The organism is Rugamonas apoptosis (genome assembly GCF_014042355.1).
GTDB classification, from domain to species: Bacteria; Pseudomonadota; Gammaproteobacteria; order Burkholderiales; family Burkholderiaceae_D; genus Rugamonas; species Rugamonas apoptosis.
In genome coordinates this window covers 1-255 of sequence record NZ_JACEZU010000080.1, presented here as the reverse complement: position 1 = coordinate 255, position 255 = coordinate 1, and the positions used below count along the sequence as shown (strand labels likewise).

The 255-nt window shown below is 75.3% G+C and carries 1 pseudogene; it reads left to right on the top strand.

From position 1 onward, the window contains the following. Positions 1-255: pseudogene (locus H3H39_RS27515) on the top strand (efflux RND transporter periplasmic adaptor subunit); the annotation flags it as partial.

Here is a 255-nt window from a genome sequence, read left to right as displayed (position 1 = left end):
ACGCCAATGCGCCCCAGTGGTCCTCGCTCAAGGTCAGCGCGCTGGCGGCCGGCGCCTTGCCGGTGGCCGAGCCGGTCAACGGCCGCCTCACCTACGATGAAAACCGCACGGCCCGCGTCAGCTCGCCTATCGCCGGCCGCGTGACGGCGCTGCGGGCCGAACCGGGTGACAGCGTGCGCCGTGGCGCCGTGCTGGCATCGCTGGACGCGCCCGACCTGGCCACGGCGCAGGCGGACTGGCGCAAGGCCCAGGCCG